Here is a 23134-nt window from a genome sequence, read left to right as displayed (position 1 = left end):
AGGTTCAGGTACCCTTGGCGGGGTGGACATACCCAGGGTCGCGGAGCACCCGCGACCGGACCATGTTGTTGCACACATCAGCGACACCCATCTCATCGCGGGCGATGGCGAGCTGTACGGAGACGTCGACGCCGAGGCCCACTTATCCCACCTGCTCGATCGGCTTGAGCGGTCGCGGACCCGTCCGGACGCCCTGATCTTCACCGGTGACCTGGCCGACACCGGCCAGCCCGACGCGTACCGCAAGTTGCGGGACATGGTGGAGCCACTGGCCGGCCGGCTCGGTTCCGAAGTCATCTGGGTCATGGGCAACCACGACGACCGTGCCACGTTTCGCGAACACCTGCTGCGTGAGACGCCGTCAATGGCCCCGATGGACCGCGTGTACGACGTCGCCGGACTGCGGGTCGTCGTCCTGGACACCTCCGTTCCCGGCCACCACCACGGCGAAGTCAGCCCCGCACAGCTGGAGTGGCTCGCCACGAGACTCGACGAGCCGGCACCGTTCGGCACCATCCTGGCGATGCACCATCCGCCGATCCCCAGCGTGCAGGATCTGGCCGTCGCCGTTGAACTGCGCGACCAGAACGCCCTGGCCGAGGTGCTGTGGGGAACCGACGTGCGCTGCGTCCTCGCCGGGCACTTGCACTACTCCACCACTGCCATGTTCGCAGGCATTCCCGTCTCGGTCGCCTCAGCCAGTTGCTACACGCAGGACCTGCTCACGCCCGGAACCAGAGGACGCGACGGCGCGCAGGCGTTCAACCTGGTGCACTGCTACCAGGACACTGTGGTGCACACCGTGGTTCCGTTGGCGTCCGGGCCGACCGTCGGGCGGTTCGTGCCGCCGGGGCGGGCCGAACGGGAACTCGCCGAGGCCGGTGTACGGATCATGCCTGCCTTGCGTATCCCGTCCGCTCAGCCGCTCACCGCCTCGCGTTCCCACGGCGCCGGCACCGGGAAGTAGCTCCGGAGGAAGTCACCAACCAGCCGGGCCCGCTCGGCGGCGCCGACTTCAGGGAAGCTGCTGTCGTTAAGGCAGAAGAAGTCGTATCGTCGTGTGCGCAGCAACTCCGGCAGCCGCGCGAGTCCGGCGCGGGTCGTGGTGTCCAGGTAGGACGCCTTCGCCGCTTCCTGCTGTACCGCGCGTCCGGTCAGCAGTGCGTAGTAGTGGTACAGCGAGTTGGTCACCGAGATGTCCGTGCTGGACCGGAACTTGCTGGCACGCGTACGCGCGAAGTGCTCAGGGAACTCGCGCTCAAGCTCAAGCAGCACACTGCGGCGCAACGGTACGGCGGTGTGCGCCAGGTGCCGGGTGATCAGGTGGCCGAACCGCTCCCACAGCACCTGTCGGTTCACTCGTGCGGCGTTGTCGTGGCCGCTGCGGCCGATGGTGTTGCCGCCCAACCCGATGCGCTCGTCGGCCTCGATGAACTTGGTCACCCCACCGGGCGAGAAGAACATCGCCGATGTCACCGGGCGACCGAGGAACATGTCGTCGTTGGCGTACAGGAAGTGTTCGGAGATCCCGGGAATGTGCTGTAGCTGGCTTTCCACGGCATGGCTGTTGTAGGTGGGCAACGCCGAGGTGTCGGTGAAGTGGTCCTCGGCACGGATGATCGTGATCTTCGGATGTGGCTTGAGCCACACGGGAACCACCGAGTCGGTGGCGATGAAGATGCGGCGCACCCACGGTGCGAACGCGTGCACCGAGCGCAGGGCGTAGCGCAGTTCATCGATCTGACGGATCCGCGCGTCCGCGTCGTCGCCTGCACCGACGACGCGGCCGGTCATGTGCGCTTCGCGGCGGGCACGGAACTCCGGGTCGTTTCCGTCCACCCAGGACAGCACGATGTCGATGTCGAACATGACGTCGGCGACGTGCGGTGCGAACATGCCTTCGATCGTCGGCCACACGCGACCGTACAGCTCCACCGTGGTGCGGGTCATCTCGTTGTGCGGCAGTACTTTACGAGTGATCGAGTTTTCGGTCGGGCAGATCGCCCGCTCATCTTCGAACAGCCAGAACTGGAGTTCCACCTCGATGCCGTCGCCGCGCCCCTCGCCCTGCTGCTGACGGTACACCCGTACCATCCGGGGATCCGAGCAGACCGACAGCAGACCGTTGCCGAGGTTCACCGAACGCCGCAGTGCCGGGTCCTTGATCCTGGCGCGCAACGGCGCGGTCAAGCTGGCGGCGGTGAGTGCCTCGGCGACCCGTTGGCGGTGGCGAACATCCACCGCCAATGCCGGCCTGTCGTCGGCGTTTCGAATGAGCAGGTACGGAATACCGTGACTGTCCAATTCGGTCCGGATCAGCAGCAGATCCCGCACCATGGCCTCGGACTGGGGCAGGCGCGTGCTCGTCTCGACAGGACTGCCGGCGCACACGTCGATTGTGCTGGTCATGGGAACACCCACCTTCCATTCGGGACAAACCAGGGCGCACAAGGAGGAGATCTCGCAACAGTGCTGCCGGAACAGCGATGCGGCCCTCATACGTTGAGCTTTGGCACTGGAAGTAGCCTCGCCCAACGAGGTGCCGGGGGAGCGTAACACAAGCGGAGTGTTCACTTGAACACTTGTAGAAGTGCTTGACAGTTCGGTGTGCGCGGCGTTGACTGAGCGCGGCACGCCATGCGGTAGGACGCTGGCCACTGGGGCATTGGCGGGCCAGGACGATTGGGGAGGTGAGGGCAGTGCTCGGAAGTAGTAGCCCGGGGCGAAGTACGCCCCCGATCCCCGCGTCCCCTTCGTCCCCCGGCATCCGCGACTAGTCCTGGAGTCGACCACTGACCTGCCCGGCCACGGCCGGGCAGGCGCCTGCACGTGCGTGGGTCACGTCGAACCCGGGTGCTGTCGCGATGCCTTCCATCGGCCCGTTTCCGGGCGAGAGGAGTGATTCCCATGACCAAGACCATCCGCATCGACGACCGACAGACCGCGGTCCTGGACGACGCGCATGTCGGTGATATCCGCGGCGCGCTCGGCACCATCAGGGCCGGCGACACCGCGCCGCGGGTCGGGCTGTCGGCCAAAATGAAGACACTGCTGGCGATCATCGGCCCCGGCTTGATCGTGTTGGTCGGTGACAACGACGCCGGCGCGTTCGCCACGTACGGCCAGGCTGGCCAGAACTACGGGCCCAAGCTGCTGTGGACGTTGCTGTTGCTGGTTCCGGTGCTGTACGTGAACCAGGAGATGGTGCTGCGCCTGGGCGCGGTGACCGGGGTCGGGCACGCCCGGTTGATCCTGGAGCGGTTCGGCAAGTTCTGGGGCGCGTTCTCAGTGATCGACCTGTTCCTGCTCAACGCGCTCACGCTGGTGACCGAGTTCATCGGTATCTCCATGGCGGTGCAGTATCTCGGCTTGCCCAAGGTGCCGTCGGTGATCCTCGCGGCGGTGGTGATCGTCGCGGCGGCGTTCACCGGGAGTTTCCGTCGGTTCGAACGGATCGCGATCTTCTTCTGTCTGGGGTCGCTGACGTTGGTGCCGGTGTACGTGATGGCCCACCCGGCGCCGTCGGAGATGCTCGGCGGTCTGGTGCCGAGCATGCCCGACGGTCCGGGTGGGATGGCGCAGCTGATGTTGCTGATCATCGGGATCGTCGGCACGACAGTCGCGCCGTGGCAGCTGTTCTTCCAGCAGTCCTACGTCATCGACAAGCGGATCACCCCACGGTTCCTGCGCTACGAGCGGGTGGATCTGTGGATCGGCCTGGTCGTGGTGATGGTCGGGGCCGCCGCGATCATGGGCATGGCGGCCGCGGCTTTCAGCGGTACCTCGGACTTCGGTAACTACTCCGACAGCGCCGGTCTCGCGCAAGGCCTGGAGGCGTACGCGGGTCGCGCGGTGGGTGGGCTGTTCGCGGTCGCGTTGTTGGACGCGTCCATCATCGGCGCTTTCGCGGTGTCGTTGTCGAGCGCGTACGCGATCGGTGACGTGTTCGGCATCAAGCATTCGCTGCACCGAGGTGTCAAGCACGCCAAGGGTTTCTATGCCGTCTACGCGGGACTGGTCGTGCTGTCGGCGGTGATCGTGCTGATCCCCGGCTCGCCGCTGGGCCTGCTGACCGAAGGCGTGCAGACTCTGGCCGGAGTGCTGTTGCCGTCCGCGTCGGTGTTCCTGCTGCTGCTGTGTAACGACAAAGCGGTGCTCGGTCCGTGGGTGAACGGCAGGGGCACCAACGTGTTCACCTCGGTGGTGGTCGGGGTGCTGGTGATGCTGTCAGTGATCCTGACCACGGCCGTGCTGTTCCCGGACGTCACTGCCGACCAGATCTTCCTGATCATGGAGATCTGCGGCGGGATCGGTGTCCTGGTGGCCGGGTACGGGCTGGTGCGTCGCCGTGGTGGCACGTACGCGCCGATCGACCGCACGGGCAGGCAGGACTGGCGGATGCCACCGCTGGAGTACCTGACCAAGCCGGAGATCTCGATGGGCCGCAAGATCGGCCTGACCGCACTGCGGTCCTATCTGCTGGTCGCGATGATCATGGTGATCGTCAAGATCGTCGACGTCGCAGTCGGTGGTTGAGGGGAAGGACGACCACACCCCCTGTGCGACTGTGCGACAACGTTCTCACCGTGACTCCCCACGGTGAGAACGTTGTCGCACATCTGGTTCGACCAGCGAGTCGTCGGTCGGCGGGTACTCCAGTTCCGCTGCCGTGGGTCGGAAGCCGGCAAGTACCACGGAAAGGTGCCGACGCCACATGCCGGGTGCTTGACTTGTGGTGTCATCGATCAGGGCGCGAATGGACAGTAGCGTGAGAAAGACGTCAGTCACGGTCAGGTCGTCGCGGATCCGGCCGGCGTCCTTGGCTTCATCGAGCAGCCGATGGACAAGCTGCCAGAATTCTGACCGGTCAGGGTCTTCGGCTCGTGGGAACGCCTCCCACAACAGCGTCAGATAGCCGTGGTGCGCCTGCATCTCAGTGCCGACGCACCACAGGCAGGCTTCGAGGCCGTCGCCGGGTGGCTGTTCAGCGGCCACCGCGGCGGCCTGGCGCGAGACATCGGCGAGCAGGTCTTGCCGCAGGGTACGGAGCAGGTCGTTCTTGGTCGGGAAGTTCCGGTAGAGGGTTCCCATGCCGACACCGGCCCGCCGGGCGATCTCGTCCACTCCGGCGTCGTGGCCTTGTTCCGCGTACACCTCGCGAGCGGCCTGCAGCAGTCGCTGTCGATTGAGAACGGCATCGCGTCGCAACGTTCGGCTTCTGGTGGATTCGGGCCCGGCTGTGTCGGTCATTGTGTCGTTGCTACTCCTCATTCGCGATGGTCCGGCGTCAGGATCGTGCCACATCTCGTTCGGATTCTGTCGCAACAGGATCGAAAGGCTTCGGCGCCGAGGTCGGCGGCTTGGTGTGGTGTCGGTTGATATTCGGTATGCGCAGTGACGCCAGCGCAGCCACGCCCGATACCGCTGCCAGGAACCAGAAGATCTCGGTGTATCCCGAGTCCGCTGGGAGACGCTGGTCACCAGCGGCGCTGGAGGCCAGGACGCTGCCCGCGACCGCGCTGCCGATCGCACCGCCGACGGCCCGGATGTTGGCGTTGATGCCCGTCGCCGCACCGGTTTGGGCGGCTGGAACGGTCCCCACGATGATCGCCGACATGGACGAGAACGCCAGCCCGAGACCGACGCCCAGGACGCCGGAGGCCACGTAGATCGCCCAACTCCTGTCGTGGTCGACGGCCAGCAGTACGAAAGGAGCGGCCATGATGACGGTTCCGATGAGCACGACGTTCTTGGCCCCGATCCGTCCTGCGAGAGGGCCGGCCGCCATGCCGAGGAAGAACAGCGCGATCGTGATGGGAAGCATGTACAGCCCGGACTGTGTGGTGCTGGCGCTCAGTCCGTAGCCGGCGATCGACCGCGGTGTCTGCAGTAGTTGCGGCAGGAATGTCATGTTCGCGTACATCGCGGCGCCGGCCAGCATGGCGACCACGTTGGTGGTCCAGACCGCCGGCATGCGCATCGTCCGCATGTCGATCAACGGCGTGGTCGACCGCAACTCCACGACGATCCACAGCACCAGGCAGACCACCGCCACCGCGAACAGACCGAGAACACGGCTCGAACTCCAGCCCCAGGCGGGGCCCTTGCTCACCGCGAGCAGCAACGTCACCAGCCAGGCCGAGAGCAACAGCGCGGCGCCCCAGTTGATCGAGCCCGGACTGCGCACTGGCGACTTGGGCACGAACAGAACCGTGGCCACCATCGCGGTCGCCGTCATGATCATCGGGAGCCAGAACAGCCAGTGGTAGTTCAGATGGTCGACGATCGGTCCGGCGATGACCAGACCCAGGCCACCGCCGACCGCTGCCAGCGCTGACGCGACACCTACCGCGCTGTGCAACTTGGCCGCCGGGAACTCGTCGCGAATCACACCGAAGGCCAGGGGGAGTACGCCGCCGCCGATACCCTGAATCACGCGGGCGGCGATCATCACTCCCACCGAGTCGGTCATTGCCGCGATCAGGGAGCCGACCGTCAGCGCACCGAGCGTGGCCACCAGCATGCGCTCCTTGCCGACCTTGTCGCCGATGCGACCGACGATCGGGGTCGCCACCGACGCCGACAACAGGTAGCCGGTCATCAGCCACGTCGCGGTGGCCTGTGTGGTGTGCAGCGCGGGGATCAGCAGCGCCAGGACCGGCACGACCATCGACTGCAACAGCGAGTAGGCCGCGATTCCCAGCACCAGTACAGCGAAGATGACGGTGTGGTGTGGACGGGATGTCGTACGTGCCATGGGCAATGCTCCTCACTCCCAGTCTAAGCGGAGAAATTTCTCCGCTACGGCACGCTACCGCCTATGCGGAGAATCTTCTCCGCATAGCGTGGTGATCTCCGCCTCAGATGGGGTAGGGCGGCATGCTTGACCTGTGGCCGCACGGTTGGCGACCTCGTGACGACCGTGCTCAGCGAAGCCCGCGCGACCTGCGATCCGGCGCGTGCGCAACCGCTGTCCGTCGTGGTGGATTCGGGCTCGGCGGCGCCATGAACTCCGTCCACGGTAGGAGCCTGATCTGCGACCACGGTACGTTGCGTTCCTAACGAATGTTCGTTAGCGTTCGGCCTGTGTTGCCAGCCTTCGAGGGGAGCCGGGCGACATCCGGACTCCGTTCGAGTCGCTGCCGCCCCGCGCCACCATGACCGGCACGGTTCAGCGGCAGTTGGAGGTCGCCGTGGCGCAGGTCGCCGAACGCGGCTGTCACGGCGTCTCCGTCTGTGCCGTCGCTGCCGGGACCGGTGTCCGGCCGAGCTTGCCGTACCCGCACTTGTGGTCCAAAGAGGATGGTCCAGCCGAGTTGGTCTGACTCGGCATGGAGGATGTACGCCGCCTGTCCGTTGTTGATGCGCCCGCGCGCCCTGACCGCGTCGTGATCTGTCAGTCGCGCTTGGGTTCGGAGTTGGCGCTCGGTGCTTGACGTCGATGGAGGGGTCCATGGCTTTGTGGGGTCGTAACGGCGCGCGGGCGCGAGTGGTCGCGGCGGCGTTGACGATGGTGCTGGCTGGTTCGCAGGCGCAGGTGTCGGCAGCGCCGTCGGCGGCGAAGCCGGTTCCGACGGAGGTTCGGCGGGATCTGCCGCTGTTGTCGGTGCCGTCCGGGGACAAGGCTCGCCAGGCGCCTGATCCGGAGCAACCGAAGGCCGATTTCAGGCCGTTGGCGGGTGCGAGTGCGGCGAAGCGTGCCGCGAGCGCGGCGCCGGAGACGAGTCTCGTCAGTCCGGTCGACGACGCCGTGGTGGGCGTAGAGACACCGGTGTTGCAGGTCGCCGCGGTCGGTGACGGCGTCTTGTACTGCTTCAAGGTGTCCACCGGTTTTGATGGTCGTTCGGGCAGTGTGGTGGATTCCGGGTGCCTGGATCAGCCACAGTGGACGGTGCCGAAGCATGTGTTGCATGACGGTGGCCGGTACACGTGGACGGCGGGCACCGCCTTGGCCGACGGGGCGGCGGTGACAGTGTCTCGATGGGTGGGGCATTTCACGGTCAACCAGCGGGTCGGGGACCCGGGGCCGGCGCCGACGGATCATCTGGGTCCGGTGACGGTGAACCTGTTCAACGGCAACGCCCACATCGAGTCCGCGGGGCCGGCGTTCGCGTCGGTGGGTGGGCCGGCGGGGGTGGGGTTCGCCTACAACTCCCGGCAGGGCGCGCCGCATGGCGTGCGGGCGTCGTACTTCAACGACTCCCGGCACACCGGGGTCCCGGACGCGGTCCCGGTGATGGTGCGCAGTGAGGCGCAGGTCAACCTGGACTGGGGTGTCGCGTGGAGCGACAATCCGGACAACCGGCCATGGCGGGACAATCCGATGCCGCCGGCGTTGGCCAAGGACTGGTTCGTCGTCCGGTGGGAGGGACATTTCAAGGCCCCGGTCACGGGCGATTTCCGGTTCGCCGGCGTGCATGCCGACGGTGCCCGGATCTGGGTGGGGGACAAGCTCGTCTACGACAACCCGAACCCCGCCGCGGACGTCGGCGCCGACTTCCTCCAGCCGGGCCCGAGACAGGACCGGGATGTGCCGTTGACGGCCGGGCAGCGGGTGCCGGTCCGGATCGAGCTGTACCACCACACCACGGAACGGCCCCGGATGGTGTTGTGGGTCAAGAGCACCGTCGGCACTGACGACGCGCGCACCGACAACCTCGATCCTCGGGTCGCGCCGACGGAGTGGCTGTACTCGGCCGATCCGGAGGCGTTGCCGGCGGGGTGGACGCTGTCGGCGCTGTCGAGTGGCTACAGCCAGGCGGAGATGCTGGACGGGTCGGTGGTGCTCACCGATGGCGCGGGCGGCAAGCACACCTGGACCAAGGCATCCACTGGTGGCTATACGCCGCCGGTGGGTGAGGACGGCGTGCTGGCGTTCGACACCACCGGCCGGATGACCGTCACCGAAGGCGACGTCGTGTCGGTGTTCAACCCGGACGGCACCCTGTCCGCGGTGGCGTCAGTACTGGACGGCAAGAAACCGGCCGCGCTGCAGTACATCTACAGCGGTTCGCCGGCGCGGTTGACCCAGATCAAGGATCCGGTGTCCGGCCGTGCGCACACCTTGTTCTACAACACCGACAACAGCGACAGCTGCTACGGCGGGGTGTCCCGCCCGCCGGGCTCGGACCCGGCGCCGCCGCAGATGCTGTGTCGCGTCCGATACTGGGACGGCAGTGAGACCCGGCTGTGGTACCTGATGGGCACGCTCGCCCGGATCGAGAATCCCGGCGCGGCCATCCAGGACTTCGACTACACCGACCGGACCACCGCGAAGCAGCGGTACGACCAGGCCGGTGACAACGAGGAGGAGAAACAGAAGGCTCTTGACAGTGTCGGGCCACTGTCCACGATCCGCGGCAGCCTGGCCTATGACTGGGTGGCCCGGCAAGCGCCGTCGTCGGAGAACGGCTGCACGAACACCGACGACGTCGCCGCCGCGTGCACGGTGATCGGCTACAGCCCTGTGGTCGAGCAGGTCCACGAACCGCCGGTACTGCGAGCTGTCCAGGTCCTGGCCCCGTCGCCGAACGGTCGGTCCAGCGGGGCTCGGGCCGAACACTTCTACCAGTACTACCTGGACCGCAAGCAGGCGACCGTGGCCCTGGCCGGGGTGTACGACGCCACCCGCTCGCGCACGACCACCTATGACGACGCCGGCCGTGCGGTGGCCACCACCGATTTCACAGGCGCCACGATCTACGCGGAGTGGAACGCCAAAGACAAGGCCACCGCCGCGGTCGACTCCGCCGGACGGCGATCCACCACGGTGTACGACTACGCCGACCGTCCGGTCGACAAGTACGGGCCCGCGCCCCCCTCGTGTTTCACCGGTCAGACTCCGACACCGGCGTGTGCGACGAGCATGCCGCACGCCCGCACCGCCTACGACGAGGGCATGGTCGGGTTGTCGGCGGCCTTCTATGACAATCCGTTCCTGTCCGGTGTCCCCAAGCTCTTCGCCACCGGTGTCGGCAACGCCGACGGGACACTGTCGCGGTCATGGGGCGCCAGCCCGCCGGTGGCGAACAACGGTGGCTGGTCGGGTCGGTTCACCGGCGAGATCCAGCTGCCCACCACCGGGGACTACGGACTCGGGTTCACCGCGGTCGACGGCGTGCGCCTGTGGGTCGACGACGTGCTGACCGTCGACAGTTGGGGCGACAAGCCCGCCACCGCGGTCGCCGGCAAGTACACCAACACCGTGGCGGGCAGCCGGCACCGCATCCGGGTCGACTACTACAACCACGCCGGCACCACGGGTGCACTGAACCTGACCTGGACCCCGCCCGGCAAGAGCGCGCCGGTGACGGTGCCCGGCGCGAATCTGGCGCCCCGCTACGGGTGGGTGACCAGTTCGACCACTGAGGACACTTCCGGAGGCAGCGTCGAGCGGTCGCCGACGAGGCGGTCGGCGAGCAGCTACACGGATCCGACAACGGGGATCGACCCGGTGTACGGCCTCGCCGTGTCCACGACGCTGGATCCTGGCGGACTCAACCTCACCGCGCGCACCAGCTATGAGCGGCCGGGTGACGGATACCTGCGCAAACTTGCCGGAGCGATGCCGGCGGGGGACCTTGCCAGCCCGACCGCACGCACCACCACCAGCTACTACGGCGACACCGAAACCCGCACCAACCCCTGCGATCCCAACGCCCCGCCAGTCAACCAGGGCGGTATGGCCAAGACTGTCACCACACCCGCACCAGGCAATGGCCCGGCACTGACCGGCGAGAGCGTGTACAACGCGGCCGGCCGAGTCGTCGCCCAACGCGTCAACGTCGAGCCGTGGACCTGCACCAGCTACGACGCGCGTGGACGCGTGGTCAAGCAGAGCTACCCGGCGTACGCCGGCCGGCCCGCGCGCACGGTGGTCAACGACTACGCGGTCGGCGGGGATCCGTTGAAGTCGAAGGTAACCGACGAGAGCGGGTCGATCACGACCGTGGTCGACCTTCTGGGCCAGGAGGTCGGCTACACCGACGCCAACGGCGTGACCTCCACCGCGACCTATGACCAGGTCGGCCGGCTGACCCGGGACACCACCACCGTCAACGGCGTGACCAGCACCGTCGACTACACCTGGAACACCGCCTCCCAGCTGACCGGTGCCAAAGTGGACGGGGTCACGGTCGCCACTCCGGCCTACGACACCGCCGCTGAGCTGGCGAGCGTCGCGTACGGCAACGGATCCCGCCTGGATCAGCTGACGCGCAACAACGCGGGCCAACTGACGGCGTTGACGTGGAAGACGTCTTCGTCCACTGTGGTCGACACGGTGACCCGTTCCCGGGACAACCGCATCACCGACGACGTGGTGACCGACAACGGGAAACCCGCGGCGGCCTACTCCTACACCTACGACACCGGGGCCCGACTGACCGCGGCGACCGTGCCGCACCATCAGCTCACCTACCGGTTCGACCCAGCCAACGGGTGCGGGCCGAACAAACAGGCGGGCGCGAACACCAACCGCACGGCGTCCACCGACAGCCTCAACGGCGCCCCAGCGGTCACCACCGCCTACTGCTACGACGGTGCCGACCGGTTGCTGTCCACCAGTGGTGGCCTCGCGTTGGCGTTCGACTACGACAGCCACGGCGACGTGGTCAAGGTCGGCGGCGACACCCTGGGCTACGACGCCACCAAACGCCACATCTCCACCACCACCGCGACCGGCACGTCGATCGCCTACACCCGCGACCCGCGGGACAGGTTGACCTCCCGCACGGTCACCGGCCACCCGGACGGGTCGAAGAACGGCACCACCCGTTACTCCTACAGCTCCACCCACGACGACGCCGACCTCATCCTCGACAAGTCCGGCAACCTGCTGCAGCGGATCGTGGCGCTGCCCGGCGGGATGCTGCTGACCAAGAACTACGACAAAGCGGCCACCACCAACTGGTCCTACCCCAACATCCACGGCGATGTCCTGTTCACCGCCGACGGCAGCGCCGCCCGCACCGGCGGGATCTACCTGTATGACCCGTTCGGCCAGAACATCGACCCGAACACCGGCGCGTTCACTGACGTCCCGGTTCCCGCCACCGCGGCCGGTGGCATGGACTTCGGGTGGCTGGGCCAACACGAGCGGCCAGTGGAACACCTGGCCGGCCAACAGGCCATCGAGATGGGCGCCCGCGTCTACCTGCCGGTCCTTGGCCGGTTCCTGCAGGTCGACCCGGTCGCGGGCGGGTCGGCCAACGACTACGACTACGTGAGCGCCGACCCGGTCAACAGCCAGGACCTGGCCGGCACGTTCCCCTCCTGGAAATCGATAGTCCGGGTCGCGACCACCGCAGCCGAGGTGGTGTCCTACGTGCCTGGCCCGATCGGCACCGTCGCTTCCGTCGCGGCCGCCACCGGGCAGTTGGCGCAGGGCAACGGCCTAGCAGCTCTCGAGGATCTGACCGGTGCGCTTCCGATTCCCGGCGCCCGGGAGCTCGGCAAGGCCGCCGGTACCGCCGTCAAGCAAGGCGTAGAACTCAGGAATATCGGCAGAGAGGCCAAAGCTCTCAACAAAGCTGCCGAGAAGGAGGCCAAGGGCCCTGAAAAGTGCGCCGGATGCGTGGTCCACGGAGAAACCAGAGACCCCGGCTGCGCCGCCTGCATGCTGCACGAGTCAGCACAAGGCATCACCCCGAATGAGGGCGCCAAGGAGAAGCCGACCGGAGCATCCGAGGAGCCTGATACCCAACAAAGCGGTTGGCGCCCCCGACGTAAGGACGGGTATTGAGGAGACGACAGGTAAGCCCACAGTTGGCCTGATGACGGCCTTGGCGGTGGAGGTCGGCTATGGGCGCCTCATCGATCGCATGCTTTGCCTTCTCGGGCGTGGCCAGGAGCCCGGAGAGGAACCGTGAACCTTGCGAGGGGGCGCTGCCCGGCGCGGTGCCGTCCGGAGTGATCAGCGCGAGGTTCCGGGTGTCCGTAACAACTCTGTTCGGTTGATATACGCACTACGAGAGGATCACGTCGGTGGCAACCACAGCAACGAGACGCGCAAGACCGTTGTGGCGGAGGATAACCGTCGCCGTCGCGATGTTATGCGCGGCCGTGGGGATCACGGCGATCCCGGCCGTCGCCGCACCCCAAGGCGACGCGGCCGCCAAGGCGCTGTTCCGGTTGACGTTCACGAACGTCAGCAGTGGCCGCGTCCTGGACGTCCAGAACGGATCCCGTGACGAGAACGCCTACATTCAGGTGAACCCGGCACCCGGCTCCGCGCCGACCTGGCGGATCAACACCGGCACCGCCAACACGTCGTTCGCCATCGTCAACGACACCACCGCCAAATGCCTCGACGACGCCTACCAGCTGCCTCGGCAACGGCCCTGCGACGGACGCGCGACCGAGAAATGGTACTTCCAGCCGGTCAACGGATCGGCGCAGAAGGCTTTCATGATCCGCCACGACGGCGACAACACCTGCCTGAGCCAGCAGACCGACTGGAGCGGCGGCCTGGTGGCGGCCATCACCTCCTGTGACGGCACGAAGGTCCAGCAGTGGATCGTCCCCGACAGCGCCTACCAGGTGGCGTGGAACGAGGCCGTCGACTACGCCGCCGCCCGGTGTGCCAAGGACACCACGAACTGTTCGTGGGACATGACCGAGCAGACGCCGGCCTTCCTCCTGCCGGCGTCGTGTGTCTCGCCCGTGTGGTACAACGGCACATCCGTGGCGGTGCAGTGGACGTTCCAACTCAACACCACCACCGGCTGGACGAACAAGATCGGTCTCAGCCTGCAGGCATCGCTGACCGCGGGCACTGGCGACATGTCTCCGATCAAGGTCCAGGTCACCGCGTCGATCACCGGCAGCTACGAGTACACAATGGACCTCAGGCAGGAGTTGGGTAACAGTCTGGTCGTGACGGTGTCCCCTCGGCAGTATGGCTGGGTCGCGTTGTCCGAACTGGCGACGAAGGTCACCGGTAGTTGGACGTTCGACACGCAAGGCTTCCCCTGGACCGCCGACGACACCGTCACCGTACCTGTCAAGAGCGATCGCCAGGGCGGGGCGAGCATCTACAGCGCGCGGACCAGCCCGACTTTCACCTCGTGCGACGCTACCTCATAGAAACCGGACACGGTTGCCCGCCCTGACCGTCCAGCCATGGCGGGCAACCGTGTCTTGTGGTCAGTAGGCGACCAGGTAGGGCAAGCAGAGGAAGGGGTTTGCGTGTGCTGGGTCGAGCGCGTTGACCACGAACTGGATGAGGTTCGGGTCAGTGATGTATCCGATGTGGCCGGTGATGTCGAGCGAGCACTTGTCCTGGACCACGATGTTGGTCGAGTTGGGCGCCTTGAGTATTCCGCTCGTGTAGGGTGTGACGACCTCGTCGAACTTGGTCACGATGTTGGTGTAGGAGGGGCCGGGCACGGCCACGCCGCCATCGCCGAGTTCCTGGAGGAACGCCGAACCGGGCAGGTAGTCGGTACAGGCGCCGCAGCCCACGCCGGTCAGGATCGGTCCGAGGTTCAGCCGCTTGGCCAGCTGGGTCAAGCCGAGCAGGGTGGTTCCGGCGTAGTTGGCGCCGAACCCGGTGTACCGCTCCACCTTCGCCGCGCCGCCGAGTTTCTTGAGATAGTAGGCCGTCACGGTGGTGCCTTCGGAGTAGCCGACGATGTCGACTTTGTCGGCGCCTGTCGATTGCCGCACTCGGTCGATGAACGTGGCCACTTCCGCCGCGCTGTCCTTCAGCGGGGCCAGTCCGGCCACGAGCGGACCGAGGATGGTCGACCCGTAGGTGGGGGAGAAGACGCAGTATCCGCTCGCGGCGAGAACGATGGGCAGTGCGCCCATCCCGGTCACCCCGTTGCCTCCCATTCCGTGCAGGAGCACGACCGGCCGGGGGTGTTTCGCGTTGGGCAGGCACCGCCAGTCGCCGATGCCCGAGGACGGCCGGCTCGCGGCGTCAGCACCGGTCACACCGGCCGTGAGCAGGCCGATCGCCAAGGCGAGGGCGAGAACGGTTCGAACGAGCGTACGCATCCGACCTCCATGTGGGACGACTGTTGCTCGAATCACTACTCGTCAGTAGACCATCGTCACGACGTTTCAACAAGACGTCTTTTTCGAAACACGCGGCCTGATCCGTAACAGGTGGTCTGATCAACCGGCCGGTTCGCCCGTACCATGCGGGGCATGGCACAACGGTCGGCCCCTGCCTCGTCCGCACCTCGTCCGGAAGGCCAGGGCCGCCGGGTCCGTGGTCTGGATGCCGAGCAACGGCGCGCACGACGACGCGACGACCTGCTCGCGGCGTCGTTGAGCCTGTTCGGCGACAAGGGATACGCGAACGTGTCGATCGAGGAGATCTGCCAGACCGCGTACGTCGGCACCAAAAGCTTCTACGAGCACTTCGACAGCAAGGAGGCCTGCTACCTGGCGCTGTTCGACCAACTCGGCAGCACGCTTCAGGCTCGGGTCCAGGGCGCGCTGGCCGACCAGACAGGCACCGATCCGGCCGGGATCGACGACTTCATCCGCACCTTCGCGGGGGCGCTGATGGCGGATCCCAGGATTCCGAAGGTGCTGTTCAGTCAGTCCACTTCGGTCTCACCGGCGGTGGAACGACGGCGACGGGCCAACCGTCGATGGGCCGCGAGCCTGATCGAGACCATCTGGCGGCAGTACGGGATCATCGGCCCAGAGGCGCCGCGCCCCTGGATCCACAACGTGACCATCGGCTTGGTCGGCGCGTTGTTCGAACTCATCGCCGACTGGCTCGCCGACCACGACCCGAGTGTCGAGGGGGACATCGAGTCCCTCATCCAGCCGATGATCGAGTTCCATCACGTCGTCCGCGACGGCCTCGCGGCCAGATAGTGCCGACCCGGCATTGTCCGGTTGGTGTCGGTTTGTAACGGTGCGGTTGTCTTGTACGACAAGCCATACAGGGTCAGCCGGCGTGGTTCTGGGGATCTGCTGGGCATGGACCGTCGCTGTGGCAACGAGTTGTGGACTGGAGTCTGTGAGATGGTTGAACAGGTGGATGAGAGCGCGTCCGCGGATGGCGCCTGGGGCACGTTTCTCGGTCCGGACCCGGCTCTAGCCGGCATCGAGAATCCGCACGACCAGCTGGGTATCAAGATTCTGAGCGGGCATCAGGCTGATCGCGGGTCGTTCGCGGGACGGAACGCGATCTTCGATGGGATCGCGGCCGCGGTGGCGGCGGCGGACGTGGCCTACGAGGATCAGTGCACGGCACAGCACTACTTCGACATCTTCGGCTGTGTCGAACGTTTCCATCGGGGTGCCGGGGAGCAGCCTCGATCGGGTCTGCGTGGACTGCTTCGTGGCCGGGGTTCCGGACGGGACACACAGCCCGGTCCCGCCAAGGCATCGGTGTCGCGTGTGGTCGATGTGGGCGTGTTCATGGGCGGTTCGGCGAGTGTGTTCGCCGGCTGTGTGGAGCCGATGGGCGTCGAACTCGATCTTGTGGACACGAACCAGGCGTATCTGCAGTTCACCTACGAGCGGTTGCGTCGGACGTTCCCGCGGGCGGCTTCCCGGGTTCGGATGTTCTACGGTGACTTGCCGACGTACGTGCGAAACGTGCTGTGCGCCGAGGAAGGGGTGCGGTCGTTGGTGCATCACGATGGGGCGCACGACTTCGGGCAGGTCGTCAAGGATCTGGCGTCGTTGTACTTCGTCCGGGACCGGGTGCACGGGGTGGCGATCCAGGACACGCATCTGCGGAGCAGCAATGTCGAGTTCTTCACGTTCGTGGACTCCGCCGTCCACGCGGTGTTCGGTGGCGACGTGACCTACGAGCCACTCGGTTCCAGGTACGACGCGGACAACTCGATGATGATGAACCCCAACCCGTACGAAGGGAACTATTTCCTGGCCGGCCAGCCGGAAGGGATGTACATCGAACTGTCCAGGAACGAGTTCAGGTACCCCCACCCGGCGATGTCGTTGGACGCCTTCCTGCCCGCGCAGGCCCGAGTCCCCGTCTGAGACTCGACTGGCGCAGGCTTTCCGCGAGCCGCCCGGCTGACTGGGCGGCTCGCGGTGTGCGCGGTGGTCAGGTGCGGCTGTCGACCACCTGGCCAGTGCTGGCGTCCCAGGTGATGTAGCCGTGTTGGAAGTCGCTGCGCCGTCCGCCCGGGACTGAGTACTCGTCGGTGACGGGATAGCCGAGATAGGACCGTTCCCAGCCGAGGTCCGCCCAGCGTTGCTTGATCAGGCCACGTACCTCCTGCGGGCCGGTGGCCGCGGTCCAGTAGATCGAGGAGTACATTCCCTGGAAGTGGTTGTAGCGGCCGAGGCCGTCGGCGGTGACCATTTCGTCGGTCAACGGGTATCCGAGTGCGCCTCGTTCCGCGTCGAGTTTGGCCCACTTCCATCTGATGGCGCCCATGATCTGGTGTGCGCCGGTCGCGGGGGTCCAGTAGATCGCTCCGCCGAGTCCTTGGAAGTCGTTGTAGCGACCCCCGTTGGCGGCAGGCAGTTCGTCGGTTGTCGGGTAGCCGAGGATCCCGGTTTCCGCGCCGAGCTCCGTCCACTTGACCCGGATGTTGCCCCAGACGATCTGTGCGCCGGTGGTGGGCGACCAGTAGACCGACTTGGCTCCGCCCGCGAAGCTCGCCCAGCGTCCGCCGTTCGTGGCGTCGCTTTCCAGGCGGAAGGCGCCTTGCAGCTCGCCGGCGTCGGCGCCGGTGGCCTGCCACTTGCGGTAGATCGGGCTGGACGTCCAGTCGCCCATGCGTTCGGTGACGCGCTGCCGGATCGCGGGTAGTTGCTGGTATCCCAGCTCGCCGGGGCATTCGGTGTTGCCGACGTCCCGGTGTCCGAAGATCGCCGGGAGGGCGACCTCGGTGCCGGCCGGGTACTTGGCCGTGCCGCCACCCGTGGAGACCAGCCGCACCTGCGAGTTGGGATCGCGGTAGCTGCCGGCCAGTTTCCAGGCCACTATCGCGGAAACCGAGTCCAGTTGCGCCGGGCTCGGTGCGGCGGTGTTGAGGTTGCCGAGCATCGACACACCGAACGTGTACCGGTTGAAACCGCCCGCGTGCGCGCCTAGCACGGGGACCTCGAGCCCGCCCACACGGCCCTCGAAGATCTGTCCGTACTTGTCGACCAGTGCGTTGTAGCCGATGTCGCACCAGTCTCTGTCCTGTGCGTGGAAGGCGTAGATGCCGCGCACGATGCGGGCGGCATCGGCGGGCGAGTAGTCGTTGCTGCCGGCGTCATGGTGGATCGTGGCCGCTTTGGTCGTGGCCGAGTATTCGACGCCGATACCCTGGCGCGCGAAGCAGTCGGTGCGAATCCGTTCGTCGGCGCCCCAGTCCGCGCGGCTGATCACCGCGGGCCGGCCGGTGCCTGAGGCTAGGGTCGTGCTTCTCTTCGCGTCGGCCGGGCGGCTGCCCGGGTCGATCACCACCACCGACACCCCTGCCGGGTCAACGGTCCGTACTCGCAGGGCCGTCGAATCACCGACCCACACCGGTTCGGTGGCGTTTCCGGCGCGCTCGTCGTCCGCCTTCGCCAGCGGCAGCCAGTCACCCCACCGGCCGTCGAGACGTTTGGCTTGGACCTGGGCACCTTCCGGCGCGCGGGTTTTCCCCCGCAGCGCGACCATCGCGAAGCGTTTCCCCGTGATCTCGCGCACGTCGGTGTCCCGCGAATTGGGGACGGCGGAAGCCGACATCAACGGAACGGATTCCAGGACACTGTGGACGCTCTCCTCGGGAGTGGCGCCGGCCACCGGGGCAAGCAGACTCGCCGGCAGGGCGGCAACCAGCGCGGAAACGACAACAAGGGAACGGACCATACCCCCACCTTGGGTAACGGGTACCGCGGAGTGCGGCTGCCCGAGACGGTAGCGGCCTTCGAAAAGCGCCGGTGGTGAGAGGTGTCTCAGTTTCTCGATGGAACTCCTGTACTGGTCCGAAATACATCTGAACGGTACTCCACCTGGCGGACCACGCTGGTCACAACGGGGTAGCTCTGCGCCACTGTGGACGATCGGATGCCGTTTGCTCCCTGGCACACATGGGATCCGGTCGTGGGTGCCATCAGGCCGGCTGTGCCTGGTGCTGTCATCGAACACTTGAACACCTTCCACGCGTTGAGATCCAGACGGTGCTTCAGATCGGCGACTCCGGTCTCCACGGCTCCTTGATCACCAGTATCCGGCCAAATCGATCACCACTATCGGCCAACCGTGAAGACGGCAAGCCCGGTCTCCGGCGGACACTCGTTCCCTGACCGCACAACACAATTATGCCGTGCTGGCGATCAAGGTCGGTAGCGCCCCGGCCGGTTGCCGTGGTCTGATGATCTTGACAAGCGTCGCCGGTTGCAGCACTGTTGTCGGCGCTACCACCCGACGGGTACATTTCGTTGCCGCCACGCGGACAAACAACTTTGATGAACTCCACAAGAGCTGTTTCGCGCCCATCTGGGGCAGGTGCGCGCGGCTTCCAATCGAGGGGACTGGACACAGTTCATGTATGGCGACACTGTGGCTCCGCCATGGGCTGGTGGGGATCATCCACTGCTCAGTGCGGTGCACCGGATGGTCTGGGACCAGTCGTGTGTTGTGCTGTCGTTCGACATCTTCGACACGGTGCTGTGGCGGCGGGTGCCGAGGCCGACGGACGTGTTCGCCATGCTCGGCGCGCGGCTGCGGGCCGATGGGATGCTCGCGCCCTGGGTCACCGATGCGACGTTCCGTCGCGTTCGGATCGCCGCCGAGCAGCACGCGCGCGCGAGTCGGGGCGCGTTGGGCCGTGAGGTGTCGCTGTTCGACATCTGGAACGCCATGCCGTCGGGGTTGTTCATCGGCTGTGCGGTTCAGGAGCTGGTCGCCGTCGAGGTCGCCATCGAACGTGAGCTCACCGTGGTGGATCTGGACATCGCCGCCCTCATCGCCGCGGCCCACAAGCAGGGTGTGCGCGTGATTCTGGTCTCCGACACGTACTTCACCGGGGAGCAGTTGGCTTCCCTGTTGGAGCGTCCCGAGCTCGGGCCGTTGTCGGATGTCCAGGTGTTTCGTTCCCACGAGCACGGTGTGGACAAGGCGTCGGGGCTGTGGGAGGTCGTGTTGGAGGATCTCGGCCTGCGCGGCGAGCAGGTGGTGCATGTCGGGGACAACGAGATCGCTGATCACCGGGTGCCGGCCGCGCTGGGGGTGCGTACCGTGCACTATGAGCGGATCGACGGCGATTTCGCACGTGTGTTGGAGCGCGAGCGGCAGCCGTTGGACTGGTTCGGCCCGGAGGATCCTCGGCTCGATCCGGACCTGGGTGACGTCGGCCTGACCAGTCTGCGGGCGAGGACCCTCACGGCGGGCTCCGGTCGCGGCTCGGCCGCGGAGGACACAGCTTGGCGGTACGGCGCGGCTGTACTGGGGCCTGTGCTGACCGGATTCGCCGAATGGGTGGCACGTACCGCGCACGAGTCCGGCATCGCCACGGTGTGGTGCCCGATGCGTGAGGGTGAACTGCTGTCGGAGTTGGTGCGGAACGCGGCGGCCGCTCGTGGTTGGGCTGTGCAGGCCAAACCACTGTGGTTGTCACGACATGTGACGTCACTGGCCGGCTTGGACCGGTTCGACGGCGAAACCATGTCGGAGTTCGTCGGTGCCCGATACCAGCTCACTGTGCGGCAACTGCTGACGATGCTGCACCTGCGCCCGGGCGACGTACCCGCGGTGGCCGCCAATCTCGACAACCTGCTTGACCATGAGGACATCGTCAAGCGCGTCAGCCACGCACTGACCGAGACACCGCACATCCGCAACCGTCTCGCCGTGACCACCACGACGCTGCGTGAGCGACTTCTGGCGTCGCTGCGTGCCAGTGGCGCGCTGGGTGCCGGCGAGGTGATGTTGGTGGATTTGGGGTGGGGCGGCACAATCCAGCGGCAACTCGCCCGTGTGCTGACGATGGCCGGGGTCGACGTCACCGTGTCAGGGCTCTACCTGGCCACCGACGAGCGCTCCGTCTGGGGACTGATGTCCGGGCTGCGGGTGGAGGGCTACCTCGGTCAGGCAGGCCATCCTCGGGAGGTCGTCGGGCCGCTGGTGCGTAGTCCTGAGGTCATGGAACAGTGTGTCAACGCACTGTGTGGATCGCTGATCGACTTCGCCGAGGGCGGCGAGCCGGTGCTGGGCCCGCATGCCGGAACCGTCGCGCAGAACACCCAGCGTCGAGCGGTACGTGACGGGATCGTCGCCTTTCAGGGCCAGTGGAATCGCTACGTCGCCGCGTCCGAGGGGCGCTGGCCGGAGCTCACCACGTCGGCCCGGTGCAGGTTGGCCGACATCCTCACGTGCGCGATCACCGCGCCCACTGTGGAGGAAGCGGCGGTCTTCAGCGCCTGGGAACACGAGGACAACTTCGGTTCGGCGGCTGTCACCCGACTCGTTCCCGACGATCTGGTCCCGGCCATTCCCTACCTGTCGCCCCTCGATCTGAACGACCTGCACATGCGGGATGTGTTCTGGCCCGCGTTGATCGCTGCCTCAGACCCACAACTGGGTGCGGCCGCGCGTGCGTTGTCCGTCGGCGCGGTCACCCCGTCGATGTTCGAGTCCGCTGGCGAGCGGTTCGACACTCATCTGAGGTTCCGCACCGGCGCCCACAACTGGCATGACGGGCCACGTCGCCGAGTGCGCATCAACCACAATGGACTGTCCTTCGCGCGGATGAGCGCGCACGCCAAGCAGGACGCCATTTCCGCGGTGTCGCTTGCCATTCCCGGCAGACCGGCGGTGGTCCGCATCGACTGGATCGAAGGCATCGCGTCCGTCTACGGCAGTCAGAACCTCCAAGTACTGCGCTGGGACCAGCCAGACGACTTCGCCGGCATGACGTTCGCCGACAGCACCTGGCTGGGCGGCAACCTGGTCGAGTTCCACGCTCCACACTCCGCGGTATGGCTGCCGATGGCCGCGTTCACCCAGAAGCGCGTCACCGCGATACAGATCTCCGTCGCCTTCGCCCTGCTGCCGCAGTCCCGCGTGGGATTGTCGCCGCGGCTTCCCGCCGCCGCTCGGCTGGCCCGTTACACCGGCCGCGTCCGCGAGGAATACCAGGCCAAGGGTGCCGTGGGCATCGCGGCCGGCGCCGTCCGCGTTGCGTTGCGCCGGTTGGGAAGCGGCCGATGATGCCCGCGCGACCGAACCTGGACGTGGCCGGCTCTCGTGACGATCCGCACGCGCAAGCCCGGCGTGCGCGGCAACAACCGCTGCTGCTGCACTCGATGTCGGTGTTCCGGGAGATCTTCGAGATCGTGTTCGCACACCGCGCCATCTCCACCGTGGTCGAGGTGGGCGTCGAGTCGGGGCAAGTCAGCGGCATCTACGCCGAGCTGGGCGCGTCGACGGTGTACTGCGTCGACCCCGCGCCGAGTGACCAACTCCGCGCCACCCTGACGGCCAACCCCACCTTGCAGCTGGTGGAAACGCCGTCGCCACAAGTGTTGTCCGAGCTGCCGGTGGGGGAGCTGTACGTGCTGGACGGCGACCACAACTATGCCGTCCTCGCCGCCGAGTTGGACTGGATCATGGCACACGCGCCCGATGCGGCGATCGTGCTGCACGACGTGCTATGGCCGTGGGCACGCCGCGACCTGTACTACCAACCCTCGCGGCTTGACCCAGACCAGCGGCATCCCGACAGCGCGGACGGTCCCACAGTCTGGCACGACGACCTGACACCGGCGGGATTCGTGGGAGCCGGCGCTTTCACCACGGCTCGGCACGCCGGTGGCGACGCCAACGGCGTGCTGACAGCAGTCGAGGACGCGTTGTCCCACCACCAGGACGACGGCTGGCACCTGGAGTTGGTCCCTGCCATCTTCGGCATGGGCATCGTCTACCGGCGGGCATCCCCGGCAGCCGCCGAACTCACGGCAGCACTCGGCCCCTACAGCAACTCCCGACTGCTGCATGCGATGGAGAACAACCGTATCGCGCTCTACACAAGAGTCCTGCAGATGCAGTACGAGGCCGCAGCCCACGCCAACGACGCCGACCAACTCGCCAACACCGTTGCCGCCCAACAGAAACACATCGCGCGGCTGCAAGCGCAGTTGTCCGCCGCCGGTATCGACACCGACTCCGCAGCACCAGGCGCCACGTCCACCTCCGCGTAACCGACTCCCGAGC

Annotated in this window: 13 protein-coding genes; 8 read left to right on the top strand and 5 right to left on the bottom strand. The window is 66.7% G+C overall.

The window, feature by feature from the left end; translation table 11 throughout:
• The first annotated feature begins 22 nt into the window (after positions 1-22).
• Positions 23-967, top strand: coding sequence for a phosphodiesterase (locus tag EV192_RS32155; RefSeq protein WP_132122127.1), 945 nt, complete (start codon positions 23-25; stop codon positions 965-967).
• Here the strand turns inward: EV192_RS32155 and EV192_RS56935 are convergent.
• A complete protein-coding gene (locus tag EV192_RS56935) occupies positions 919-2409 on the bottom strand; it encodes a stealth family protein (protein ID WP_132122125.1) in 1491 nt (496 codons plus the stop codon). The genes EV192_RS32155 and EV192_RS56935 overlap by 49 nt on opposite strands.
• 498 nt (positions 2410-2907) lie before the next feature.
• On the opposite strand from EV192_RS56935, the gene EV192_RS32145 reads away from it, so the two are divergent.
• On the top strand, positions 2908-4536 hold the full coding sequence (locus EV192_RS32145) for an Nramp family divalent metal transporter (protein ID WP_132122123.1): 1629 nt from the start codon (positions 2908-2910) through the stop codon (positions 4534-4536).
• Between the two features lie 45 nt (positions 4537-4581).
• On the opposite strand, the gene EV192_RS32140 is transcribed toward EV192_RS32145, so the two are convergent.
• Entirely contained in the window at positions 4582-5250 is a 669-nt protein-coding gene (locus EV192_RS32140; RefSeq protein WP_165960732.1) for a TetR/AcrR family transcriptional regulator, read from the bottom strand.
• Between the two features lie 37 nt (positions 5251-5287).
• Positions 5288-6757, bottom strand: a complete 1470-nt coding sequence (locus EV192_RS32135; RefSeq protein ID WP_132122119.1) for an MFS transporter — start codon at positions 6755-6757, stop codon at positions 5288-5290.
• Between the two features lie 696 nt (positions 6758-7453).
• Here EV192_RS32135 and EV192_RS32130 point away from each other — a divergent pair.
• Both EV192_RS32130 and EV192_RS32125 read left to right on the top strand, forming a co-directional pair.
• Positions 7454-12742 (top strand): PA14 domain-containing protein, encoded by a 5289-nt coding sequence (locus EV192_RS32130; protein ID WP_165960731.1) that lies wholly within the window; start codon positions 7454-7456, stop codon positions 12740-12742.
• 320 nt (positions 12743-13062) lie between these two features.
• Positions 13063-14085, top strand: a complete 1023-nt coding sequence (locus EV192_RS32125; protein ID WP_165960730.1) for an RICIN domain-containing protein — start codon at positions 13063-13065, stop codon at positions 14083-14085.
• Between the two features lie 60 nt (positions 14086-14145).
• Here EV192_RS32125 and EV192_RS32120 read toward each other — a convergent pair whose 3' ends face one another.
• The gene (locus EV192_RS32120; RefSeq protein ID WP_243727213.1) at positions 14146-15000 is read right to left on the bottom strand and encodes a lipase family alpha/beta hydrolase; all 855 of its coding nucleotides are present in this window, start codon (positions 14998-15000) and stop codon (positions 14146-14148) included.
• 153 nt (positions 15001-15153) lie between these two features.
• On the opposite strand from EV192_RS32120, the gene EV192_RS32115 reads away from it, so the two are divergent.
• Positions 15154-15837 carry a TetR/AcrR family transcriptional regulator gene (locus EV192_RS32115; protein ID WP_132122113.1) on the top strand — a complete coding sequence of 228 codons (684 nt, stop codon included), beginning with the start codon at positions 15154-15156 and terminating at the stop codon, positions 15835-15837.
• A 162-nt stretch (positions 15838-15999) separates the two neighbouring features.
• A complete protein-coding gene (locus tag EV192_RS32110) occupies positions 16000-16974 on the top strand; it encodes a class I SAM-dependent methyltransferase (RefSeq protein ID WP_207926319.1) in 975 nt (324 codons plus the stop codon).
• A gap of 67 nt (positions 16975-17041) precedes the next feature.
• Here EV192_RS32110 and EV192_RS32105 read toward each other — a convergent pair whose 3' ends face one another.
• Positions 17042-18790 carry an N-acetylmuramoyl-L-alanine amidase gene (locus EV192_RS32105; RefSeq protein ID WP_132122109.1) on the bottom strand — a complete coding sequence of 583 codons (1749 nt, stop codon included), beginning with the start codon at positions 18788-18790 and terminating at the stop codon, positions 17042-17044.
• Between the two features lie 747 nt (positions 18791-19537).
• On the opposite strand from EV192_RS32105, the gene EV192_RS32100 reads away from it, so the two are divergent.
• On the top strand, positions 19538-22132 hold the full coding sequence (locus EV192_RS32100; protein WP_243727212.1) for an HAD family hydrolase: 2595 nt from the start codon (positions 19538-19540) through the stop codon (positions 22130-22132).
• Positions 22132-23121, top strand: coding sequence for a class I SAM-dependent methyltransferase (locus tag EV192_RS32095; RefSeq protein ID WP_207926318.1), 990 nt, complete (start codon positions 22132-22134; stop codon positions 23119-23121). Before EV192_RS32100 ends, EV192_RS32095 begins: the two co-directional genes overlap by 1 nt.
• Positions 23122-23134 lie beyond the last annotated feature (13 nt).

Origin of the sequence: Actinocrispum wychmicini, assembly GCF_004345645.1 — a bacterium.
Classification (GTDB): Bacteria; Actinomycetota; Actinomycetes; order Mycobacteriales; family Pseudonocardiaceae; genus Kibdelosporangium; species Kibdelosporangium wychmicini.
Note: the sequence above shows the minus strand (reverse complement) of the source record. Positions and strands in the feature narration are given on the sequence as shown.

Bases quoted from the DNA above. Each gene is read 5' to 3' on its own strand.
- EV192_RS32120 (WP_243727213.1), bottom strand. From the start codon at position 15,000: ATGCGTACGCTCGTTCGAACCGTTCTCGCCCTCGCCTTGGCGATCGGC.
- EV192_RS56935 (WP_132122125.1), bottom strand. From the start codon at position 2,409: ATGACCAGCACAATCGACGTGTGCGCCGGCAGTCCTGTCGAGACGAGC.
- EV192_RS32145 (WP_132122123.1), top strand. From the start codon at position 2,908: ATGACCAAGACCATCCGCATCGACGACCGACAGACCGCGGTCCTGGAC.
- EV192_RS32130 (WP_165960731.1), top strand. From the start codon at position 7,454: ATGGCTTTGTGGGGTCGTAACGGCGCGCGGGCGCGAGTGGTCGCGGCG.
- EV192_RS32105 (WP_132122109.1), bottom strand. From the start codon at position 18,790: ATGGTCCGTTCCCTTGTTGTCGTTTCCGCGCTGGTTGCCGCCCTGCCG.
- EV192_RS32095 (WP_207926318.1), top strand. From the start codon at position 22,132: ATGCCCGCGCGACCGAACCTGGACGTGGCCGGCTCTCGTGACGATCCG.
- EV192_RS32100 (WP_243727212.1), top strand. From the start codon at position 19,538: ATGGTCTGGGACCAGTCGTGTGTTGTGCTGTCGTTCGACATCTTCGAC.
- EV192_RS32115 (WP_132122113.1), top strand. From the start codon at position 15,154: ATGGCACAACGGTCGGCCCCTGCCTCGTCCGCACCTCGTCCGGAAGGC.
- EV192_RS32140 (WP_165960732.1), bottom strand. From the start codon at position 5,250: ATGACCGACACAGCCGGGCCCGAATCCACCAGAAGCCGAACGTTGCGA.
- EV192_RS32135 (WP_132122119.1), bottom strand. From the start codon at position 6,757: ATGGCACGTACGACATCCCGTCCACACCACACCGTCATCTTCGCTGTA.